Annotated in this window: 18 protein-coding genes and 1 pseudogene; 16 read left to right on the plus strand and 3 right to left on the minus strand. The window is 28.3% G+C overall.

Annotation, left to right across the window (positions count from 1 at the left end; all coding sequences use genetic code 11):
* The first annotated feature begins 3 nt into the window (after positions 1–3).
* The 4 genes from A8C32_RS13400 (at position 4) to A8C32_RS13415 (ending at position 3,558) form a co-directional block, all read left to right on the plus strand.
* A complete protein-coding gene (locus tag A8C32_RS13400) occupies positions 4–1,104 on the plus strand; it encodes a TPM domain-containing protein (protein WP_083253349.1) in 1,101 nt (366 codons plus the stop codon).
* A gap of 45 nt (positions 1,105–1,149) precedes the next feature.
* The gene (locus tag A8C32_RS13405; RefSeq protein ID WP_069830942.1) at positions 1,150–1,635 is read left to right on the plus strand and encodes a DUF1761 domain-containing protein; all 486 of its coding nucleotides are present in this window, start codon (positions 1,150–1,152) and stop codon (positions 1,633–1,635) included.
* A gap of 177 nt (positions 1,636–1,812) precedes the next feature.
* Positions 1,813–2,973, plus strand: a complete 1,161-nt coding sequence (locus A8C32_RS13410) for a GNAT family N-acetyltransferase (RefSeq protein ID WP_069830943.1) — start codon at positions 1,813–1,815, stop codon at positions 2,971–2,973.
* A 78-nt stretch (positions 2,974–3,051) separates the two neighbouring features.
* Complete coding sequence (locus A8C32_RS13415; RefSeq protein WP_240491747.1) at positions 3,052–3,558, plus strand: hypothetical protein; 507 nt, start codon at positions 3,052–3,054, stop codon at positions 3,556–3,558.
* 106 nt (positions 3,559–3,664) lie between these two features.
* On the opposite strand, the gene A8C32_RS13420 is transcribed toward A8C32_RS13415, so the two are convergent.
* Positions 3,665–4,585, minus strand: a complete 921-nt coding sequence (locus A8C32_RS13420) for an SPFH domain-containing protein (RefSeq protein ID WP_069830945.1) — start codon at positions 4,583–4,585, stop codon at positions 3,665–3,667.
* 61 nt (positions 4,586–4,646) lie between these two features.
* Here A8C32_RS13420 and A8C32_RS13425 point away from each other — a divergent pair, with 61 nt between their 5' ends.
* Positions 4,647–5,330: a hypothetical protein gene (locus A8C32_RS13425; RefSeq protein ID WP_069830946.1), complete on the plus strand. Its 684-nt coding sequence runs from the start codon at positions 4,647–4,649 to the stop codon at positions 5,328–5,330.
* A gap of 141 nt (positions 5,331–5,471) precedes the next feature.
* Here the strand turns inward: A8C32_RS13425 and gltX are convergent, their stop codons facing one another.
* Entirely contained in the window at positions 5,472–6,983 is a 1,512-nt protein-coding gene (gltX, locus tag A8C32_RS13430; RefSeq protein WP_069830947.1) for a glutamate--tRNA ligase, read from the minus strand.
* A gap of 153 nt (positions 6,984–7,136) precedes the next feature.
* Here gltX and A8C32_RS13435 point away from each other — a divergent pair, with 153 nt between their 5' ends.
* The 5 genes from A8C32_RS13435 (at position 7,137) to A8C32_RS13455 (ending at position 16,511) form a co-directional block, all read left to right on the plus strand.
* Positions 7,137–10,622: a DUF4175 family protein gene (locus tag A8C32_RS13435; protein ID WP_069830948.1), complete on the plus strand. Its 3,486-nt coding sequence runs from the start codon at positions 7,137–7,139 to the stop codon at positions 10,620–10,622.
* Entirely contained in the window at positions 10,615–11,034 is a 420-nt protein-coding gene (gene ybeY / locus A8C32_RS13440) for an rRNA maturation RNase YbeY (protein ID WP_069830949.1), read from the plus strand. Before A8C32_RS13435 ends, ybeY begins: the two co-directional genes overlap by 8 nt.
* Positions 11,035–11,438: 404 nt before the next feature.
* A complete protein-coding gene (mnmG, locus tag A8C32_RS13445) occupies positions 11,439–13,310 on the plus strand; it encodes a tRNA uridine-5-carboxymethylaminomethyl(34) synthesis enzyme MnmG (RefSeq protein WP_069831072.1) in 1,872 nt (623 codons plus the stop codon).
* 463 nt (positions 13,311–13,773) lie between these two features.
* A complete protein-coding gene (locus A8C32_RS13450; protein ID WP_069830950.1) occupies positions 13,774–14,619 on the plus strand; it encodes a class I SAM-dependent methyltransferase in 846 nt (281 codons plus the stop codon).
* A 1,373-nt stretch (positions 14,620–15,992) separates the two neighbouring features.
* Positions 15,993–16,511 carry an OmpH/Skp family outer membrane protein gene (locus tag A8C32_RS13455; protein ID WP_069830951.1) on the plus strand — a complete coding sequence of 173 codons (519 nt, stop codon included), beginning with the start codon at positions 15,993–15,995 and terminating at the stop codon, positions 16,509–16,511.
* 47 nt (positions 16,512–16,558) lie between these two features.
* Here the strand turns inward: A8C32_RS13455 and A8C32_RS13465 are convergent.
* Positions 16,559–17,446 (minus strand): annotated as a pseudogene (locus A8C32_RS13465) (transposase family protein).
* A gap of 320 nt (positions 17,447–17,766) precedes the next feature.
* Between A8C32_RS13465 and A8C32_RS20710 the strand changes: the two are divergent.
* The 6 genes from A8C32_RS20710 (at position 17,767) to A8C32_RS13490 (ending at position 22,994) form a co-directional block, all read left to right on the plus strand.
* Entirely contained in the window at positions 17,767–17,910 is a 144-nt protein-coding gene (locus tag A8C32_RS20710) for a hypothetical protein (protein WP_165605843.1), read from the plus strand.
* A complete protein-coding gene (locus A8C32_RS13470) occupies positions 17,900–18,397 on the plus strand; it encodes a hypothetical protein (protein ID WP_069830953.1) in 498 nt (165 codons plus the stop codon). Before A8C32_RS20710 ends, A8C32_RS13470 begins: the two co-directional genes overlap by 11 nt.
* Positions 18,351–18,659 carry a hypothetical protein gene (locus tag A8C32_RS13475; protein WP_069830954.1) on the plus strand — a complete coding sequence of 103 codons (309 nt, stop codon included), beginning with the start codon at positions 18,351–18,353 and terminating at the stop codon, positions 18,657–18,659. Before A8C32_RS13470 ends, A8C32_RS13475 begins: the two co-directional genes overlap by 47 nt.
* Positions 18,660–19,135: 476 nt before the next feature.
* The gene (locus A8C32_RS13480; protein ID WP_069830955.1) at positions 19,136–21,511 is read left to right on the plus strand and encodes a TonB-dependent receptor; all 2,376 of its coding nucleotides are present in this window, start codon (positions 19,136–19,138) and stop codon (positions 21,509–21,511) included.
* Between the two features lie 4 nt (positions 21,512–21,515).
* Positions 21,516–22,361, plus strand: a complete 846-nt coding sequence (locus A8C32_RS13485; RefSeq protein WP_069830956.1) for a DUF4249 domain-containing protein — start codon at positions 21,516–21,518, stop codon at positions 22,359–22,361.
* Positions 22,362–22,460: 99 nt separating this feature from the next.
* The gene (locus A8C32_RS13490) at positions 22,461–22,994 is read left to right on the plus strand and encodes an RNA polymerase sigma factor (protein ID WP_240491748.1); all 534 of its coding nucleotides are present in this window, start codon (positions 22,461–22,463) and stop codon (positions 22,992–22,994) included.
* Positions 22,995–22,998 lie beyond the last annotated feature (4 nt).

The raw sequence follows: 22,998 nt of genomic DNA on the forward strand, positions 1-22,998 counted from the left end.
AAATTGAATAGACTAAAATTAATTATTTCCTTTATACTTGTATGTATTTCAAGTACACATGCTCAAATAGATTATCCTATTTTAACAGAGTTTGTTGCAGATAACGCACAAATTTTTAGTGAAAGTCAAGTCCTTAAATTAAGACAAAAACTCAAAGTCTACGAAACAGAAACGACACACCAAATAGTTATTTTAACTATTAATGATTTAGAAGGTGAAACTATTGAAACCTATGCGTTAGAAGTTTTCAATAGAAATAAGATGGGACAAGAGAAAAAAGACAATGGTTTACTACTATTATTTTCTAAAAATGATAGAAAAGTAAGGTTAGAAGTAGGTTATGGCTTTGAATCTATTATTACCGATGCTATAAGTTCTAGAATAATTAGAGATATAATGATTCCTGAATTTAAACAAGAACATTATTTTAACGGAATAGATTTAGCAACGTCTAAAATTATAGAAATAATTAATGATCCTGTTTATGCTAATGAATTTGCAAAAGAAGAAGCAAAAGACAATGATATTCCTCTATTAGTTAAAATAATATTAATTGTATTTGTAACTGCTTTTTTAGGAGTATTTATTTTTATTGGATTTAAGATATTTATCAATAATTATAAGCTATTAATAAATTTATATAAAGGGTTAATTATAGGGAAAATAAGCGTATATTCTTTTCCGTTTATGTTTATAATGGCAGCTATTGCTATACTAGTAAGTTCATTATTTCTTGTAATACCAACAGTTATTTTATCACTCTTTTTAGTGTTTTTTATATCAATGTTTTCTTTTGATTTAAAAATAGAACCTTTTCTAGATTTTTCTTTTAATCAAGATAATTTAAGCCAAACAAACCTTATTATATTTTTAGTTGTTTTTTTAGTAATTATACCCCTAATTATGGCTTTAATTAAAAAAACATATTCTGGTGTAGAACCTTTTAAATTTTCTTTAAAAAATGATAAAAAATATATAAGTAAGCATATTACATCTTTTGGTTCTAATAGTTCATCTTTATCCTCATGGTCATCATCTTCAAGTAGTAGTTTTTCTGGAGGCGGAGGTAGCTCTGGTGGTGGTGGAGCAAGTGGAAGCTGGTAATATTTTTTTTGTACATTTATACAACTAACTAAAAACATTATAATTATGGAATTTTTAAACCCAATAGCAATTCTTGTTGCAGCAATTTCAGCATTAGTTGTTGGATTTATTTGGTACAACCCAAAAGTATTTGGTAATGCATGGATGAAAGCAGCTGGTATGACAGATGAGCAAGTTAAAGGCGGTAACATGGCTAAGATTTTTTCATTAGCATTTTTATTTGCTTTAATGCTAGCTATGGCTATGCCAGGAATGGCTATTCATCAAATGGGAGCGTTAAGTTTAATAGGAGGAGATTCTAGTAGCGCTTTACCATCTTATGTTGCTTTTATGAGCGATTATAGCGATGCTTTTAGAACATTTAAACATGGAGCTCTCCATGGTGTTATGGCTGGTATTTTTATAGCTTTACCAATTATAGGAACTAATGCTTTATTTGAGCGTAAAGGTGCTAAATATATTTTTATTAATAGCGGATACTGGATTGTAACCTTAGGAGTAATGGGAGCTATTATTTGTGGGTGGAAATAATTTTGTAATATTTTAATATATATTGAGACTGAAGCTAAATACTTCAGTCTTTTTTTTGAATCTATTTTAAGTGTTTTTAGAACCCCTGTATTATGCATAAAGGAGCGATAAAAAAGAAATAAGAATGAAAAATGATTACTTTGCAAGTCATATTAGTTTAATAATAAGTATTAAATAGTGGTACACTATAAAATATATAAAAAAGTAAAAGAACTTCCAGATACTTGGGATGCGTTTGCTATTGAGGATATTTTTTTTAAAACAAATTTTTTAAGGGGACTTGAAGATTCAACACCTAAAAATATAACATCCTATTATCTGGGCGTTTTTAAAACTGAAAAACTAGTAGGTATTGCTATAATTCAACGTGTTGAAATGTATGTTGAAGATGTGTTTAGGAAAGACTCAAGCAGTAAAATAAAACAATATACAAAGCAATTAGTAGCTAAAATAGTTAAAGGAAACGCCTTAGTAGTTGGTAATTTAATGCATACAGGACAGCATGGGTTATGTTTTAATGAAAACAATATAACTCAAAATGAATTTCTACAAACCATTAACAAAGCTATAAAAGACTTAATAGTTGAAATTAAATCAAACTTTAATAAAAAAGTGCGAATTATAGCTTTTAAAGATTATTTCGAATCAGATAAAATCCATAAAAGTTTTAGTTTTTTTAAAGACAACAATTTATACAAAGTTCAAGTACAACCCAACATGGTGTTTTCTATTTTAGAAACTTGGAAAACAACTAATGATTATATAGCAGCATTTAACAAGAAATATAGAAAACGTTATAGAACAGCATTAAAAAAATCTAAAGACCTTGATTTTAAAGAATTAAATACAGAGTATTTGGTTAATCATTCAAAAAAAATATTTAAACTTTACGAAACCGTTTCAGATAATGCTAAAGTAAACTCATTTAAACTTCCAGAAGATCATTTTTATCAATTAAAAAGAAGTTTAAAAGAAAATTTTAAAGTTTTTGGATATTTTTTAAATGAAGAGTTAATAGGTTTCTATACACTTATTTTAAATAACAATATTCTTGAAACGTATTTTTTAGGTTATAAAAAAGAATTACAACAGCAATACCAAATGTATCTTAATATGCTTTTTAATATGGCATCGTTTGGTATAGAAAATAATTTTAAAAGTATTGTTTATGCTAGAACAGCTATGGAAATTAAAAGTTCTATAGGAGCAAAGCCAAATACTATGCATATTTATTTAAAGCACACTAACAATTTTATAGCAAATACAATTTTAAAGTGTATTGTAAAGTATATGAACCCTATGAAAAAATGGACAGAGCGCCAGCCTTTTAAACAATAAGCTTAAAGAAATTTAAGTATTTGTGCATCTTCTCGACTTATAATACATAGTTATAACCTATTTTAAAATATTAAGCTCATGAAAAAATTATATTTTCTCTTTTATATTTTACCTTTTTGTGTTTTTTCTCAAGAGATGAACAACGAAAAACTTGAAATGATATATACCAAAGCAAGCGATTCTATTAAAGGACAAAGTGGAGCATGGCAATTTTATATAAAACAAATTCCGTTAATGTCTATAACAGATGCAAACCATAATAGAATGCGTATTATATCTCCAATAGCAGATTCAAATAATTTAAGTGACGAATTAATAAAAGCAGCCCTTGTAGCTAATTTTCATACCGCTTTAGACGTTAAATATGCAGTTTCAGACGGAATACTTTGGTCTGTGTTTATTCATCCCTTAAAAGAGCTCTCAGAGTTTCAAGTTAAAGATGCAGTAAGTCAAGTCTACCAAGCCAATATAAATTTTGGAAGTACATTTGCAAGCACCTCTTTAACATTTCCTAGTGGTTCAAATAAAGAAAATGGAGAAGGGGAGAAGAAGGAAGAAAAGAAATATGAATTAAAAAAAATATAGATTTAATAAGTAATCTATTTATTTCGATAAACGAAGATTTATATTTAAAATAAAAAAGCCCAAAGATTCTAGAATCTTTGGGCTTCTTGTTTTTTATAAGACTGTATTATTCTAAGTTCTTTTTAGAATTTTTCATTGCTTCACCAATTTGATTACTGGCAGTAAAACTAGCAACCATATCATTTAACATTTGGCTTCCAGCCTGTGGCGAATTAGGTAATAAAATTAAGTTACTATTAGTTTCTCCACCAATAGATTGTAAAGTATCATAATGTTGTGTTACCACAATAAGTGCAGAAGCTTCTTGAGAGTTTATACCAACTTTATTAAGTACCTCTACAGATTCTTCTAAACCACGAGCAATTTCTCTACGTTGGTCTGCAATACCTTGACCTTGTAAACGCTTACTTTCAGCTTCAGCTTTAGCTTTTTCAACTATTAAAATACGAGCAGCATCACCTTCAAATTGAGCAGCAATTTTTTCACGTTCGGAAGCATTAATTCTATTCATAGCTTCTTTTACTTGTGCATCTGGATCTATATCTGTTACCAGTGTTTTAATAATATCATACCCATAATCTTGCATAGCTTCGTTAAGTTCTCTTTTTACAGCAATAGCAATATCATCTTTTTTAACAAAAACATCATCCAGTTTCATTTTTGGTACTTCGGCACGCACTACATCAAATACATAACTTGTAATTTGATCGTGAGGATAATCTAGTTTATAAAATGCATCATACACTTTATCGCGTATTACTTTATATTGAACAGATACTTTTAATCGAACAAAAACATCATCTAAAGTTTTAGTTTCAATAATTACATCTAGCTGCTGAATTTTTAAACTTAGTTTACCAGCAACTCTATCTACTAATGGAATTTTCATTTGTAGACCAGAATGACGAATGCTTTGAAATTTACCAAAACGTTCGATAATTGCAGAAGTTTGTTGTTTTACTATAAAAAACGCAGAGACTAAAATGAATAATCCTACAAGAATAAAGGGAATTAGAAAGAGTTTCATAATGTGTTGTATTGAGGTTAGAAAAAAAAATTATATTTGAAAAAATTGTAGATCAAACTTAATGAATAATATCCGACTTTTCTTATTAGTAGTCATAAGTACTTGTTTTGTTACAAAAAATTTTTCCCAAAGTAACAGATACAGAATAGATAATGGTATTGGAATAACTGGAGCAGTTACAAAATTTGATATTGCAACAGATAATTTTGAAACTAAATCTGGAGATGGTTTTTTAGGCGGATTAGGTATAACTGTAGATCTACCACATAGATGGTATAATTTAAGTTATAACATGCAACTTTCTGAAAATAACATTGAAATTTTAGGAAGACCAGATTTAATTTCAAATGAAGATGTTTTTATTAAATATAAAATGTTTGCTGCCCAATTATCTTTCTTAGGTCATTTAAAAGTAATTTCAAAATATCTTACTATAGATGGAGGCCCTATGATACAGTATAACGGTAGGTTAGAATTAAATGATGAATCTCAAGAAAATTATGTTATAAATAATTACACGAATTTATCTGCTAAAGATATTTCTAATATTTCTCAAGTTAATGTAAACGGTGTTATTGGCGTATCGGCAGGTTATAAATTTATTAGATTTAAAGCACAGTATATTTATGGGTTTACTAATATTTTAAAGAAACTTGAGGATGAAAACATAGATACAGCAGGAGGAAATTCTAGTTTTAAAGGCAACCAAAGCATGCTAGTTTTTGGAGCTGTACTTTCTTTTTAATTCTCATATTTATGAATAATCTAGAAGCTGTTAAATATACTTTAAACAATCTAGTTTAAATCAAAATAAAAAATGCTCGAATTTTTAAATTCGAGCATTTTTTATTGAGTATAATAAAAGAATTTAAAGCAATAATATTATTTATAAACTAGTAATAATATTTTCAATACGTTTAATAGTTTCTGTTTTTCCAATCATGTAAATGATATCAAACACATCTGGACCTTGCAAAGCGCCTACTAAAGCTAAACGCAAAGGCATCATAACTTTCCCAAAACTTATTTCATTACTAGTAATCCAACCTTTAATTTCTGTTTGAAGGCTTTCTACAGTAAAATCTTCAGTATTATTTATTATTGAAATAACCTGAGTCATTAGTTCTGTTGTCCCTTCTTTAAACGCTTTTTTAGATGCTTTTTGATCATAAGAAGTTGGAGTAGTGAAGAAGTAGTGACTTAAGTTCCAGAAATCTGAAATAAAAGTAGCACGTTCTTTTACTAAACCTATAACCATTGAAATGTAGTTAATGTCTATTTCAGAAAGCTCAGAATGCAAAGCTTGAAAAGCTTCAGCTAATTCATCATTGTTTTGCTGTTGCATATAATGATGATTAAACCATTTGGTTTTATCTGGATCAAAACGAGCTCCCGATTTATTAACACGTTCCAATTCAAAAGCACTAATTAATTCTTCAAGATTAAAAATTTCTTGTTCTGTTCCAGGATTCCAACCTAAAAAAGACAAGAAATTAATCATAGCTTCTGGGAAATAACCATCTTCTCTATAACCTCTAGATATGTCGTTTGTTTTTGGATCTATCCATTGTAATGGAAAAACAGGGAAACCTAATTTATCACCATCACGCTTACTTAATTTTCCTTTTCCAGTTGGTTTTAAAATAAGAGGCAAATGTGCAAATTCTGGAGTTTCCCAACCAAATGCTTGGTATAATTGATAATGTAATGCTAAAGAAGGTAACCATTCTTCACCACGAATAACATGAGATATTTTCATTAAATGATCGTCAACAATATTAGCTAAATGATAGGTTGGCATACCATCACTTTTAAATAAAACTTTATCATCTAAAACATTAGTGTCAATTTTAATATCGCCACGAATAATATCTTTTAGGTGTAAAGTTTCATCTTGAGGTGATTTAAAACGTATTACATAATCATCACCAGCATCTAATTTAGCTTTTACTTCTTCCGTGCTAAGCGATAAAGAATTACTTAATTTTAATCTGTTATGCCAATTATAAATAAAAGTTTTACCTTTTGTTTCATGATCTTTTCTATGAAAATCTAAAGCTTCAGAAGTATCGAAAGCATAATAAGCATTTCCAGAAGCAATTAATTTATCAGCATATTCTTTATATAAATGTTTACGTTCACTTTGCTTATATGGTCCAAATTTTTCATTTTTCCCTGGGCCTTCATCAAAAGGCATTTGGCACCAATTTAAGGCGTCAATAATGTATTGTTCAGCACCTTCTACATATCTAGTTTGGTCTGTATCTTCTATTCTTAAAATAAAAGAACCGTTATGTTTTTTAGCAAATAAATAATTAAATAATGCCGTACGAACACCTCCAATATGTAGTGGTCCTGTTGGGCTTGGTGCAAAACGCACACGAACGTCTTTGGTCATGTTTTGTAAATTTGTGGCAAAGATACAATTAACACTTAATTATAAACACCGTAAAAAATAAAATTGTAATTTAGTAAGTTATAATAAGTTCTCGAATAATAATTTAAAAGCGCAATTTATTCTATAGCTTAAGAATTAAAGATCCCATATATCATGCAAAGTAATTTTAGAAAGATACAAAATAAATTAGAAGCATTTATTAAGCGATATTATACAAACGAATTGCTTAAAGGTGTTATTTTGTTTTTCGCTATTGGCCTGTTGTACTTTATGTTTACCCTATTTGTTGAACATATTTTGTGGTTAAACACCACAGCAAGAACTATATTATTTTGGTTGTTTATTTTGGTTGAAATAATCTTGCTTTCAAAATTAATTATATTTCCATTAGCTAAATTATTTAAGCTTCAAAAAGGTATAGACTATGTAGCGGCATCAAAAATTATAGGAAGCCATTTTCCAGAAGTGAGTGATAAATTATTAAATGTACTTCAATTAAATCAAAATAAATCAGAATCAGAATTGCTTTTAGCAAGTATTGAGCAAAAATCTTTAGAGTTAAATCCTATTCCTTTTAAACTAGCAATTAATTTTAAAGAAAATATTAAGTATTTAAAATATGCTATTATACCTGTCGTAATTATTTTTTTAATTTTTTTTACAGGAAATTTTAATTGGTTTAGAGATAGCTATAAACGTGTAGTAAATTATAAAACAGCATACGAGCCACCAGCACCATTTCAGTTTTTTGTAGTAAACGATAATTTAAATGCTATCGAAAATAAGGACTTTAAATTAATTGTAAAAACAGCTGGAGATGTTACACCAGAGAGTGCAGAAATAAGTTACAATAATGAGACTTATTTTTTACAGCAAAGAGGAGTAGGTGAATTTGAATATATATTTACACAACCAAAAAAGGCTATAACTTTTCAATTATTAGCAAATAATGTAACCTCAAAACCTTATAAAATTAAAGTTGTAGAAGTACCATCTTTATTAAGTTTCGAGATGGTTTTAGATTACCCTAATTATACAAGAAAGAAAGATGAAGTTTTAAAAAGCACAGGTAATGCTTTGGTACCAGAAGGAACTAATATTAAATGGCGTCTTAAAACAAAAGCTACCGAAAATGTTTTTCTGTATGCAAAAGACACTTTGAGTTTTGCTTCAAATAAAAAAGGTGCTTTCGAAGTTTCTAAACAGGTTTTTAATAATTACGATTATACACTTAGCACAAGTAATAAGGATCTTAAAAATTACGAGAATTTAACTTTCAATATTGGTGTTGTTAAAGATGAATATCCAGAGATTAGTTTAAAAGTAGAAAAGGATAGTTTGGATTTACAATCACTTTATTTTTATGGGCAAGTAAGTGACGATTATGGAATAAGTAAACTTCAACTAGTTTATTATCCATCTAATGATGAGAATAAAAAACAATACGAAATAATTGAAACAACAAATTCAAACGTAGCAGAATTTATAAGTGCATTTCCAAATAATTTAAATATTGAAACGGGTGTCTCTTACAACTTATATTTCCAGGTTTATGATAATGATGTATTTAATAAATTAAAAAATGTAAAGAGTAGTGTTTTTAGTTATAGAAAAAGAACAAGAGAAGAAGAAACAAATAAGCAATTAGAAGAACAAAATAGAACGATTAAAGATTTAAATAAGTCTTTAGAAAAGTTTGATGAGCAAGAGAAAAAATTAAAAGAATTATCAAAGACTCAAAGGGAAAAATCTACCTTAAATTTTAATGATAAAAAGAAGTTAGAATCATTTCTTAAACGTCAGAAACAACAAGACGAAATGATGAAAAATTTCAACAAAAAACTGAAAGAGAATTTAGAAGAGTTTCAAAAGGAAACTCCAAAAGAAGATGCATTTAAAGAGGATTTAAAAAAGCGTTTACTAGAAAATGAAGAGAAGTTAAAGAAGGATGAAAAGCTGCTTAAAGAAATTGAAAAACTTCAAGAGAAAATAAACAAAGAAGAGTTAACTAAAAAGCTTGATGAACTTGCAAAACAAAGTAAAAATAAAAAGAGAAGTTTAGAGCAGTTACTAGAATTAACAAAACGCTTTTATGTCGAAAAAAAATTAGAAAAATTAAAAGATGATTTAAATAAATTATCAGACGAACAAGAGAAACTGTCAAACAAATCTAAAGAGGAAAACACAAAAGAAAAACAAGAAAAACTTAATAATGAGTTTGAAGATTTAGTTAAGAAATTGGAGGATTTAAAAAAGGATAGTGATGCATTAAAAAAGCCTATCGATATTCCTCAAGATAAATTAGAAGAAAAAGAAATAAAGAAAGAACAAGAAAATGCTTCTGATGAATTAGAGAAGAAAGAAGCGGAAGAAAAGGGTGAGGAACCATATGGAGAAAAGCAAGAAGAACAAGATAAACCAAAAGAAGATAATAACGAAAGCTTAAAGAAAGCACAGAAGAGTCAAAAGAAAGCTGCTCAAAAAATGAAGAAAATGAGTAAGCAAATGCAAAGCGCTATGGCATCCGGTGGAGGAGAACAAATGGAAGAAGATGTTGAAATGCTTCGTCAGATTTTAGATAATTTGGTCTTGTTTTCTTTCGATCAAGAAACGCTAATGAAGCAATTTAAATCTATAGAAGTTAATCATAATAAATTCGCAACATATCTTAGAAAACAAAATAACTTAAGAGAACATTTTGAGCATATTGATGATAGTTTATTTGCTCTGTCACTTAGACAACCAAAACTATCTGAACAAGTAAATACCGAAATCACAGAAGTTTATTATAACATAGATAAAGCTATGGCTTTGCTTGCCGAAAACCAATTATATCAAGGTGTCTCTAATCAACAATTCGCTATTACAGCTGCTAATAATTTAGCCGATTTTTTAAGCAATGTTCTAGATAATATGCAAGAGAATATGAGTATGTCTTCTAGTAAAGGAAAAGGTAAAGGGGAAATGCAATTACCAGATATTATTATGAGCCAAGAGGAGCTTAATAAAATGATGGAGCAGGGAATGAAGAAAGAAGGAAATGGAAAACCTAAAGATGGAGAAGGGAAGAAAGAAGGAGATAAAAAAGGAGATAAAGAAGGGAAAGGAGAAAAGGAAGGTGATAAAGGTAAGGAAGGAAAAAAGGGGAGTAAAGGAGAAAAGCAAGGAGAAGGAAAAGAAGGTGGGAAAAGTGGTGGAGAAGGAGAAGGTACAAACGAAGATTTAAATGGAGAACTTTATAAAATATACCAACAACAGGAACAATTAAGAAATGCTTTAGAAAAAAGACTTGCTAAAGAGGGAAAAGGTAAAGCAGGAAATGGAAATGCATTGGTTAAGCAAATGGAACAGATTGAAATGGATTTATTAAATAAAGGTTTTACTAATCAAACACTACAAAAAATGATGCAATTAAAGCATCAACTTTTAAAATTAGAAAACGCTACTTTTCAGCAAGGAGAAGATAATAAAAGAGAATCTGAAACAAATAAGAATACGTTTGATAATAATAGCAATAGTCAAATACCAACAGCAAAACAATATTTTAAAACAACAGAAATATTAAATAGACAAGCTCTACCTTTGCAACAAGTTTATAAAAAGAAAGTGCAAGAATATTTTAAAAAGAACAATGATTAATTTTAATTACGAAACAGAGTTTTTGTTGAAGTCTGAAGAGCAGATTTTATCGTGGATAGAGAAGACTATTTCTTCTGAAAATTATAAGTTAGAAGAAATAAATTATGTGTTTTGTGATGATGAATATTTACATAAATTAAATGTAGAATTTTTGAATCATGATACATTGACAGATGTTATAAGTTTTGATTATTCAGTTGGAAAATTAATACAAGGTGATATTTTTATATCTGTAGAAAGAGTAATGGATAATGCTAAGGATTTTAATGTTTCTTTTGAAGAAGAATTAAACCGTGTTATTATACATGGAGTTCTTCACTATTGTGGTTATAAAGATAAAACAGATGATGATGCTAAAGAGATGAGGGTTAAAGAAAATCATTATTTAAAAGAATTGAAAAGTAATTTATAAAGATTGTATCTTTGCAGGCTTAAATAAGCTAGATGTTCCACGTGGAACATGTGGTTTTTTTTAAAAGAGGTTATCTTTCTTTATGTGTTTTGTCTTTGTTTGTAGGCTGTTTATTGTTCTAAACACAACTCTAATTTAAATTAAATATGAAAGGGAATGTTTTAGAGGTTGTTTATAAACGGAAATCAATATAGTGTTCCACGTGGAACATGTTATAGTTTACTTTAAAGAAAGAGATTAATGATGTAGTTATAACAGAAATTCTTGTTAATTTAAAAACAATGATAAGAAACTGTTAATTGAAATATAGATCTTTGTTTTTAGGTCTTTTGTGGTAAACTTAGATTTACTTTTTTAAATAAAATAAATGTTCCACGTGGAACGTGTATATAAAAAATAGAATTATGTTTAATGAAGTTTATGATGTTATAGTTGTTGGTGCTGGTCATGCTGGAAGCGAAGCTGCTGCTGCTGCTGCTAATATGGGAAGTAAAACACTGCTTATTACCATGAACTTGCAGAACATCGCTCAGATGTCTTGTAATCCTGCTATGGGAGGTATTGCTAAAGGACAAATAGTGCGAGAGATTGATGCTTTAGGTGGTTATAGTGGTATTGTTTCAGATACATCTGCTATACAGTTTAAAATGCTTAATAAATCTAAAGGACCAGCAATGTGGAGTCCGAGGGTGCAGAGTGATAGAATGCGTTTTGCAGAGGATTGGAGAATGCTTTTAGAAGGAACTCCTAATCTTGATTTTTACCAAGAAATGGTTTCTGGTTTATTAGTTGAGGGCAGTAAGGTTGTTGGCGTAAAAACATCTTTAGGAATAGCTATAAAAGCAAAGTCTGTTGTTTTAACAAACGGCACTTTTTTAAATGGATTAATTCATATTGGTGACAAGAATTTTGGTGGTGGTAGAGCTGGAGAAAAAGCTGCTACAGGAATTACAGAACAATTAGTTGCTTTGGGTTTTGAATCAGGAAGAATGAAAACAGGAACGCCTCCAAGAGTTGATGGTCGTAGTTTAGATTATTCTAAAATGATTGAGCAACCTGGGGATGAAAATCCTGAAAAATTCTCATACTTAGATGTTACAAAACCATTAGAAAACCAGCGTTCTTGTTATATGACTTATACAAGCCTTGAAGTGCATAATTTACTCCGTGAGGGTTTCGATAGATCTCCAATGTTTAATGGTAGAATTAAAAGTTTAGGACCTCGTTATTGTCCATCTATAGAAGATAAAATAAATAGATTTGCAGATAAAGATAAACATCAATTATTTATTGAACCAGAAGGATGGAATACCTGTGAGGTTTATGTAAATGGTTTTTCAACATCGCTTCCAGAAGATGTCCAATTTAAAGCATTACGTTCTGTTGTTGGTTTTGAAGAGGTGAAGTTTTTTAGACCTGGTTATGCTATAGAGTATGATTATTTTCCACCTACACAGCTTAGGCATACTTTGGAAACAAAGTTGGTAGAAGGATTATATTTTGCCGGTCAGATAAACGGAACAACAGGATATGAAGAAGCAGCTTCTCAAGGTTTAATGGCGGGTATTAATGCAAGTCTTAAAGTTCAAGAAAAAGAACCATTTATTCTAAAAAGAGATGAAGCTTATATTGGTGTTTTAATTGACGATTTAATTACAAAAGGAACAGAAGAGCCCTATAGGATGTTTACATCAAGAGCGGAATATAGAACTTTGTTGAGGCAAGATAATGCAGATTTAAGATTGACACCAAGGGGTTTTGATCTTGGTTTAGCTAGTGGAAAGCGTTTAAAAAGAATGGAACAAAAACATAATGAAGCTAAAAAGTTTGTTAAGTTTTTTGCTGAAACAAGTGTGAAACCAGAAGAAGCTAACCCTGTTTTAGAGTCTAAAGATTCGTCTTTGGTTAAGCAATCTGATAAGATGTTTAAAATATTTTCTAGACCAAATATTACCATAGATGATGTTAGGAAGTTTAGAGCTGTAGAGCAATATATTCAAGATAATAATTTGGATAACGAAGTTATTGAGCAAACAGAAATTCAAGTTAAATATTCTGGATATATCGCTAAAGAAAAAAATAATGCTGATAAATTAAGTAGGTTAGAATATGTGAAAATACCAGAGAATTTTGATTATTCTCAAATTAAATCTATGAGCTTTGAAGCACGAGAGAAACTTAAAAATATTCAGCCAACAACTGTTTCGCAAGCATCAAGAATAAGTGGAGTGTCTCCTAACGATATTTCAGTTTTATTGGTTTATATGGGGCGCTAGTTTAGTTATGATGAAAATAGTTTTAAACAATAAGTTTGTTTTTTGAATTTCATTATTGTTAGGTTCTTTGATTTTAGTTTCTATTAAACCTTTTTTTTTGTTGTAATTTTAATTTATGTTTTTCGGAGTTAATTATGATTGTGTTATTACTAAGGATAATTTTTTTAGCTTAGTATAATTAAGTTTGGGAGGAAAGGTCTAGTTCTTAAGTATGTATCTACTATTTAAACAATCATCTAAGCCTGGAATGCTTTATGGTTTCATGTTCCGTTTTAAGAAGAAAGATTTAAAATGTTTACAGTAAAGTTTTTTAACGGAAAAGAAAAGGAAACTGTTTAAGTCTAATTCTAAAAAAAATATTTTGGGTATGATTAAGATTTAATCATCTATATTAAATGTTGAATTATATAACAGGTTAAAGTGAGTTCCACGTGGAACATGTTTAATATTATAAAAAGTATTTGTGGTAAAGCAAAATTTAAAAGTAAAAGATTACTCTGTTTCGGGTGAGGTGTTTGAATTAATAGAGAATTTAGAGTTTGGTTTTTTAGAAACAATTCCTAAGCCGTCTTTAAATAATTTACCGTCTTACTATCAAAGTGAAGATTATATATCGCATACAGATTCAAAGCGAAACTTATTTGAGAAGGTATATCATCTAGTAAGATCTATTTCTTTAAAAAAGAAGTTGAAACTAATTAACAGTTTTGCTTCAGAAAGTAAAAATCTTTTAGATATAGGATGTGGTACAGGTGATTTTTTGCGAACAGCTAAGGGAAATTATTGGATAGTTTCTGGAATAGAACCAAATGAGAAGGCTAGAGCAATCGCTAATAGGAAGACGAATAATTCAGTTTTTGAAACAGAACAGCTTAAAAATTTAAAAAATTCAAGTTTTGATGTTATTACACTTTGGCATGTGCTTGAGCACATGCCAAATTTGGAAGAGCATATCAGTATTTTAAAAAAACTATTAAAACCTAATGGAACTATAATTATAGCTGTTCCTAATTATAATAGTTATGATGCAAAATATTATAAGCAGTTTTGGGCTGCTTTTGATGTTCCTAGACATCTTTGGCATTTTAATAGGTCTTCTATTTCAAAATTAGTATCAAAAGAATCTATGAAAGTGATAAAAATTAAACCAATGTTATTTGATGCGTTTTACGTGAGTTTACTTTCTGAAAAATACAAATCTGGAAAAATGAATCTAATAAAGGGTTTTTGGATTGGTTTTATTTCTAATTTAAAATCTTTTAAAACAAAAGAAGCTTCTTCTTTGATTTATGTCATTAGAAATAGTTGAGATCTATTTTAAGGATGTAATTGTAGTTTGTTTTTTTGAAAGTGGCTTAAATCGCTTTAAATTGACTTATTTTTTATAGAATTTTATTATTAATTTTTAATTTATTATAATTATTAATTATAGTTAGGTGTAAAAGTAAATTAGAAAGCTTTTTTTGATATTTTCATAAAAGCGAGATTTAAAAGAGGATACTTCATTATAATTAATATTGCATGATTTTTTGGGAATAATTAAATATAACAAGAGCTTCGATTGAATACTACTTTATAAATATGTTCCACGTGGAACATATTTATTGTTAAAACAAATCTATCTTAATCATAATTGATTTCTTATTTGGGTAAATATTATTTTTAATAAAGAATAGCTAAATATTCTTAATAGTGAATGACGCTTCTGTTTCATTGTAAATATTTGAATTAATTTAGAATTTAACTTATCCAAAATAACTTCGTTATCATCTTTAGGTAATTTACCATACTACTGCGAAATTCTACTATAAAATAACATTATCTCTAAATAAAAGATAGGGAATAAGTGAGTTTTTACAAACTATAAAAGAAAATAACTGTAAGGTTTTAGAAATAGAGAAAAAAGAAAACAAGAATTATTTCTAATAAGAAACAAATAACCTCGTTTTAGTGAAAAAAGGTTAAAAAATTTAAGTCTTGGACATTATTTTTTTATGCTTAAACATTTTAAAAAAGGAGAAGAAGATATCAATTCTTTAAAATTATTAAAATCGAGTACTACTTTAATTATCACATTTTTTATGTGTTTTTCAAATTCTTTAATAAAATATTTGTTTCAAAAAAGTTTAAAAGTACTTATGTTATGAAGTTGATAAAAATCAAATGAACATTATTTAATCCGTTTTCTGTAGGTTTCCTTTTCGAAAATAGACGTTTGAAAAAATGAATTTAATTTAAAGGTTTTGAGTTATTTTCTTCAAAATATAAAAGTTTTAAGGAAAACAATATTATTTTTTAATTTAGATGACTAAAAATAGTTAAAACTTATTTTAATAAAGCTATTTTAATGTTCATTTGTATAAAGATCCAAATACTAGTTAATTTTTTAAAAGTGGCTTAAATCGCTTAAAATTGACTTGTTTTTTATAGAAATTAATTATTTTTATTTCGTTTCAGTATAAGTGTTTCTTATAGTGCTTTAAAAAGTAATTTTGAAGACTTATTGAGTTATTCAAGGAATAATAAATTTTTTATAAAAGGAGGAATTTTAAAAATGGAAAATTTTTTTTTATAAACAGTATGATAAATTATATTTTTCAAAATAATTCCGCTTTATTTTTTAGTTTACTTTATTACATTTGTTCGGATTTAAAAACAAAACCCAAATAAATATAAAAACAGATGAAAAAAGTAATTTATGTAGCTTTAGCAATATTAGTTTTTGCTTCTTGCCAAAAACCAAAAAAAATTGGATATGTAGATAATGGAATCGTTATTAACGATTACCAAGAAAAGAAAGATGTAGAAGCTAAATTTCAAGGAAAAGAAGAAGCTTTTAGAAAGAGAGCAGATAGTATTGGGTTAGCTTTTCAAGCAGAAGTTCAAAGTACACAAGCGATGGCTCAAAAAGCATCTAAGAAAAAAGCACAAGAGTTAATGGGAGGTTTGCAACAAAAACAACAAGTGTTACAACAACAAATGCAACTTGAGCAACAAAAATTAACAAAAGATTTTCAAACAGAAATAGATTCTATAATTGTTAGAGTAAAAGGTTTTGTAAAAGATTATGGAAAAACTAATGGTTATACATATATCTTAGGTACAAGTGATGCAGCTGCAACGATATTATATGGTACAGAAGAAGATGACATAACAAAAATTATTGTTGATGCATTAAATGCTGATTATAAGAAAGAATAATTTTAAAATACTGGTTTTAAAACAATTAACCTCTTTAAGTGTCTAGTTTAAGGAGGTTTTTTATGTTTGTTATTAACTAATAAATTTATTTTTAAAAGATTTAACTTATTTAAGGTTTTTATTAGGATATATTTTTTTAGAGCAATCACTATAAAAGCAATAAAATTAAAACCTTTCCAGCTTGTTATAGTTTTATTAAATTTATTTAATAAAGACCTAAAGCTATCCATTCAGGCATTAGTTATTTCAATGGAATATCTTTCTAGATATAATTTTTGATCAAAATAATCTCGATTATCACTGTTGCTATTACGTTTGTTTTCTGCAAAATTAGCTATGATTCCTTTAGCCTCACATGTATCTCTAAGTTTTTGAGAATCAAATCCTGCATCAGCATTTAGAAATAATCCATCTACACAGATATCAGAACACTCTAAAGTTGCTGTGACTTCCTTGAAATGTACTTCGATATCAAATAAGTCGCTATGGTTGCCACTAACAGGCTCAGACATAACTAAAAGTATACCTTGCAGATCGGTAAGGTATAAAGCATTTGTGGTTTTACGCTTTTTTATAGCTTGATAATCTACTTGTTCTGAGACTTTTAAGATGTAGTATGACTACCATCTAGATCACTACTTGATAAATCGAGCTTTGATTTATGTCTAGATAACAAGTGAATCCAGTAAGATTTCCATGCATCTAACTTACTCCATTTACGATAATGATAAAATACAGACTGATAGCTTAATGTTTCTGATTCAAATAAGCTACTTATTGGTAAAAACTCCCATTGAACACCTGTTTTTAACTTAATAAAGGATACAGTTTAAAAGTTCAACTAATGGAGCTTTTGGCTTTGGCTCTTGTTTTCCTATTGGTAAATAGGGTAGTATTTCTAATTCTATCATATCTTTGCTTAGTACTTGGTACATAGGGTTGTGATTTTTTATGTTTTGCAATACAAATTTCTGCAACCCTTTTCTTTTTTCTAAACCTTAAATGAGTTCATCATAAAAAATGAGTAGATCTTCGTTTCTATTTCCTTAGAAATAAAAAATATTTTTGTTTTACCTTTATGATTAACAGATGATCATCATCATTTGGAGTGCTCAAAATTACAATGAAAGTCAAATTTGATATATAGAATCATAATAAATTTCGAAAGTTTTTACAATAAAAAGACAAAGAAAAGTCTTATTAATTTGATTTTTTAATAGATTACACAAACAATTTATTAAAAATTAGATTTATTATGAAAAACACATTATTTTTTTTAGGATTTGTAGTATTAACCTTAAATTTAAACTCTTGTACAGAGGCTTCTTTTGATGAAGAAATGCAAGAAGATTTTCATCAAAAAATAGATGGAGATGAAATAACAGAAGATGACGTTTAAATTTATTACTAAAATTATTGGAATGGCATTGCTACTATCATTTGTAGCAATGCTTCCTTTTTTGCACGATATTCTAACGGATAAAGAAACAGGGTTAAGAGATTGGGTTCCTATACTTAACATAGAAAAAATGTTAACAAACTCATCTGGTAAGGTACAGAGCTTTTCATCATATCGTGTTTTTTTATATTTTTTATTACTTCACCTATTTGCAACAATTGGTTGGATGGGATGGGTCAACGATGCTAAAAAAAAATCATATAGGTTCTTCTTACTAATTCCTTCATGTATGACATTTTATACAACACTAGTTATTGTTTTTGATGCAAGAGCAACATCATACAATAATGTAAATACAAAATTTTTCCTTATCATTGTGTTGAATTTTCTTTTAATAATGTTTTATTTACATCGAAAATTTAAAAACCGAAAAGCACAAGATGACCCAAGTAAAAAAAAGTATACTTTTAATAAAAAAGATAAGTGATGGTGTTTATAATTTTGTAGATAAATTTAATGACGACACCTTATATATATATGACTTCGAAGATGTTAAATTGGAATATGAAAAAGTGTTGAAAATATACAACAATAACTCAGAGGCTATTAGTTTAAAAGATTTTTCTAAAAATTATGCTTTTAGTTTCTATATGAAAAAAAACTTATTGGATTATCAAAATGATTCAAAAAAAATGATTGAAGAAACACATAAATATCTTATAGAATTAAGGGAAAAAGGAGATATATAGTTTAAAATTTTTATAATAAAAATACAATATCCTTACTTTGAATATTAGTAGAAGAGGCTTATGTATGGGAGGTAAATATTTACTCTTGATTTGGATATTTGGAGAAAATTTGCAGAATTTAAACCTTATTGTAAGCTTCTCTAAAAATGAGTAAGGCTACAATGGGATTTACAAGGAACTATGCATAAACAAATTGTTAAAAAATAATTTTAAGATCATTAAAATTACTAAAAGTCAAGTTAAAAACTTGACTTTTTTTATGCGCTTAAATAACATAATTTACGTTTATATAAATCATAAAGATTTGTTATTAAAATAATTAAAGTCTTGTTAAGTTTTCTTAAAAAGAAAACAGAAAGTTAAAAAAGTATTTTATTAGAGGAGTTTTAAATAAAAAATATTTTTATATGCAACCATTGTTTTTTTGTGTTGTCTATGAGAATAGAATCAATCAATTATAAAACGAACAAATCAAAATGAAGAACATTTTATTAGGCATATGTCTATTATTCAGTACACTACTAATAGCTCAAAATAGCTACAGTATTAGAGGTACAGTTAAAGATTCCGAAAATGGAGAAACATTATTTGGAGCCACAGTGTTTTTAAAAGGAACAACAAATGGAGCAGTAACCAACGAATACGGTTTTTTCTCGCTCACAGCTAAAGAAGCTACTTATACCGTAGTTATTTCATATTTAGGGTATAAAGAAATCTCTAAAGAAGTTCTTTTAAATAAAGATACAGTAATAAATTTTGAAATAGAAGAACTCTCAGAATCCTTAGACGAAATTGTTATTACAGCCGAAGAAACAGAAAGAATAAGCATTAAGAAACCCCAAATGAGTGTTTCTAAATTAAACGCATCAACAATTAAACAAATACCAGCAGTTCTAGGAGAAGTAGATGTTATTAAGTCTATCCAATTACTACCAGGAGTTACTAATAATGGAGAAGGCTCAGCCGGTTTTAATGTTAGAGGAGGAGCAGTAGACCAAAACCTAGTTTTACTAGATGAAGCTATAATATATAATACCTCACATTTTTTTGGTTTCTTTTCGGTATTTAATAACGATGCTATTAAAAATGTTAAATTATACAAAGGCGATATTCCAGCTAAATTTGGTGGAAGAGTTTCTTCAGTTTTAGACGTGCATCAAAAAGATGGAAATAGTAAAAAATTCGCACTAACAGGAGGCGTTGGTTTAATATCTAGCAGATTAACAGCAGAAGCACCTTTGTTTAAAGATAAAGGATCTTTTTTAGTCGCAGGACGTTCATCTTATGCTCATTTACTAATGAAAGGAATAAAAGAACTTAAAGACGATAAACTATCTTTCTATGATTTAAACCTTAAAACCAATTATAAAATAAATGAAAATAACCGTGTTTATTTATCAGGTTATTTTGGAAGGGACATATTTAATATCTCAAAAATTATTGAGAACAGTTACGGTAATGCCTCAGGGAATTTGAGATGGAATCATGTTTTTAATGATAAGTTATTTTCTAATTTATCTCTAATTTATAGCAAGTACGATTATCAAATTGTATTAAATTTCATAGAATTAGATTGGATTGCAGATATTAAAAATTATAATTTAAAATACGATTTTGGATACTATGTAAACGATAAGTTAAAATTAGATTTTGGAGCTAGCGGCATTTTATACAACCTAAACCCAGGAGAAGTAAAACCAACATCTAATGACTCTCCAATTAACTATTTAAAATTAGAACAAAAAAGAGCTTTTGAAAGTGGATTATACATAAGTGCAGAACACCAATTAACAGATAAGTTAACAGCACAATACGGTTTAAGATATAGTAGATTTAATAGGTTAGGAGGACAAAACATGACTAATTACGTGAATAATCAACCCGTAGTTTACAATAGCGAATTAGGTATTTATGAAGAAGGAGAAGAATTAGGAGAAGCATTTTTTGAAAAGAATGAAAGTATAAAAACCTTTGATAATTTTGAACCAAGGTTAGGACTTTCATACCAATTAAATACATCATCATCAATAAAAGCAAGTTATACAAAATCATCACAATACCTGCATTTATTATCCAATACATCCTCGGTAACACCATTAGACGTTTGGACGCCAAGTGGAAAATATATAAAACCACAACTATCAAACCAATACGCATTAGGATACTATAAAAACTTTAAAAATAAAGCATATTCTATGGAGTTAGAAACCTACTTTAAAACAGTAGATAATAGAATAGATTATATAGACGGCTCTAATTTAATAGGAACCAATACCATTGAAACCGAAATATTAAATGGAGAAGCAAGAGCCTACGGATTAGAGTTTTTATTACGAAAAAATACAGGAAAATTTACAGGTTGGTTTGCTTACACACTATCAAAATCTGAACAAAGAACATTAGGAGGCAATGCAGGAGGTTTAGGAATTAATGATGGAAATTGGTATAATACAGCTCATGATAGAACCCACGATTTTTCCATTACAGGCGCCTATAAATTAAACGAGAAATGGAATTTAAGTGCTAATTTAGTATATCAAACAGGTAGACCAGTTACCTATCCAAATGGACAGTACGAATATGAAGGTCTATCAATAGCTAGTTATTCAGACAGAAACGAAAGTAGACTACCAGCATACCATAGATTAGATTTTTCGGCAACTTACAACCCTACTAAAAATAAAGACAGACGTTGGCAAGGAGAATGGGTATTTGGTGTTTATAATGCCTATGCTCGTAAAAATGCAGCATCAATTACATTTACTCAAAATAATGATACAGGGCAAAATGAAGCAAGCAGACTATCTATTTTTGGTATCATTCCTTCAATAACTTATAACTTTAAATTTTAAAACCATGCGATTATATATAAAATCTCTTTTATTAATAGTTTTAACAATTATAACAGCCTGCGAAGATGTTATCGATGTTAATGTACCAGAAGCAGAACCAAGACTCGTTATAGAGGCTTCTCTAGATTGGCAAAAAGGTACAGCAGGAAATAATCAAACCATTAAATTAAGTACATCAACACCATATTTTAATACTACGGTAAATAACACAGTAACAGGAGCCTCAGTTAAAGTTACAAACGACGCAACTAATGCCGAATACATTTTTGTAGACCAAAATGACGGAACATATAATATAACAGATTTTGTTCCAGTACTTAACGATAGTTACACCCTAGAAGTTATCTATAACAGCGAAACATATAAAGCAAAAGAAACATTAATGCCCGTTTCTGAAATAAAAAGAGTTACACAATCCTTAGAAGGCGCTTTTGATGATGAAGTTTTAGATGTTACCATTTTTTGGGATGATCCCGTAGATGAAGAAAACTATTATTTTATTAATTTTTATGAAGAAGGAGACCTGTTTCCTTTCTTAGAAGAGGTTTCTGATGAATTTACAAATGGAAATGAAATGGATGAGTTTTTTGAAAAAGAAAGAGACGAAGATGACGGTCAAGAAGAATTTAATCCAGGAGATAAAGTTTCTTTTACTTTATACGGAATCTCAGAACGTTACTATAATTACCTTCAAATTTTAATAGAACAATACGATAGTGGAGGAGATCCTTTTAGTTCTGTAGCAGCCGAAATAAAAGGAAACTGTATTAATGAAACAACTCCAGATAATTATGCCTTTGGATATTTTAGAGCCTCTGAAGTTGATACCATTAATTACACATTTCAATAATTAAGTAAATATTTTTTACAAAAGATGCAACCATAAATTTTTTTAACTGTCTATAATAAATAGAAGCCAATAAGAATTTTTATTACAACTATAAAAATAGTGGATAACCCTATATTATTTACACATAAAGACCTTGTAGAAAGGAGTAAATTAGGAGATCGTAAAAAGCAATACGAGCTATATTCATTATACGTAGAAGCCATGCTTAATGTTAGTATAAGAATAGTTAAAATAAAAGAAGATGCAGAAGATGTTGTACAAGAAAGCTTTATAGAAGCCTTTAAAAACTTAAACAAATTTAGGTTTGAAAGTACTTTTGGATCTTGGTTAAAGCGCATAGTTATAAATAGAAGTATAAACCATTTAAAATTAAAAAAAATACCTCTAACAATTATAGATGAGTTTAACTATAACATTCCAGAAACAGTAGAAGTTAAAAACGAAACACTAGAGGTAAATAAAATTAAAAAAGCAATAAAAAAATTGCCTCAAGGTTACCAAACCATTATTAGTTTGTATTTAATTGAAGGCTACGACCATGTAGAAATAGGAGAAGTTTTAGGTATTAGTGTATCAACATCTAAATCTCAATACCATAGAGCAAAAAAGAAATTAGCAGAATTAATTAGTTGAAAAG

Source organism: Flavivirga aquatica (genome assembly GCF_001747085.1).
In the GTDB taxonomy this organism is placed as follows: Bacteria; Bacteroidota; Bacteroidia; order Flavobacteriales; family Flavobacteriaceae; genus Algibacter_C; species Algibacter_C aquatica.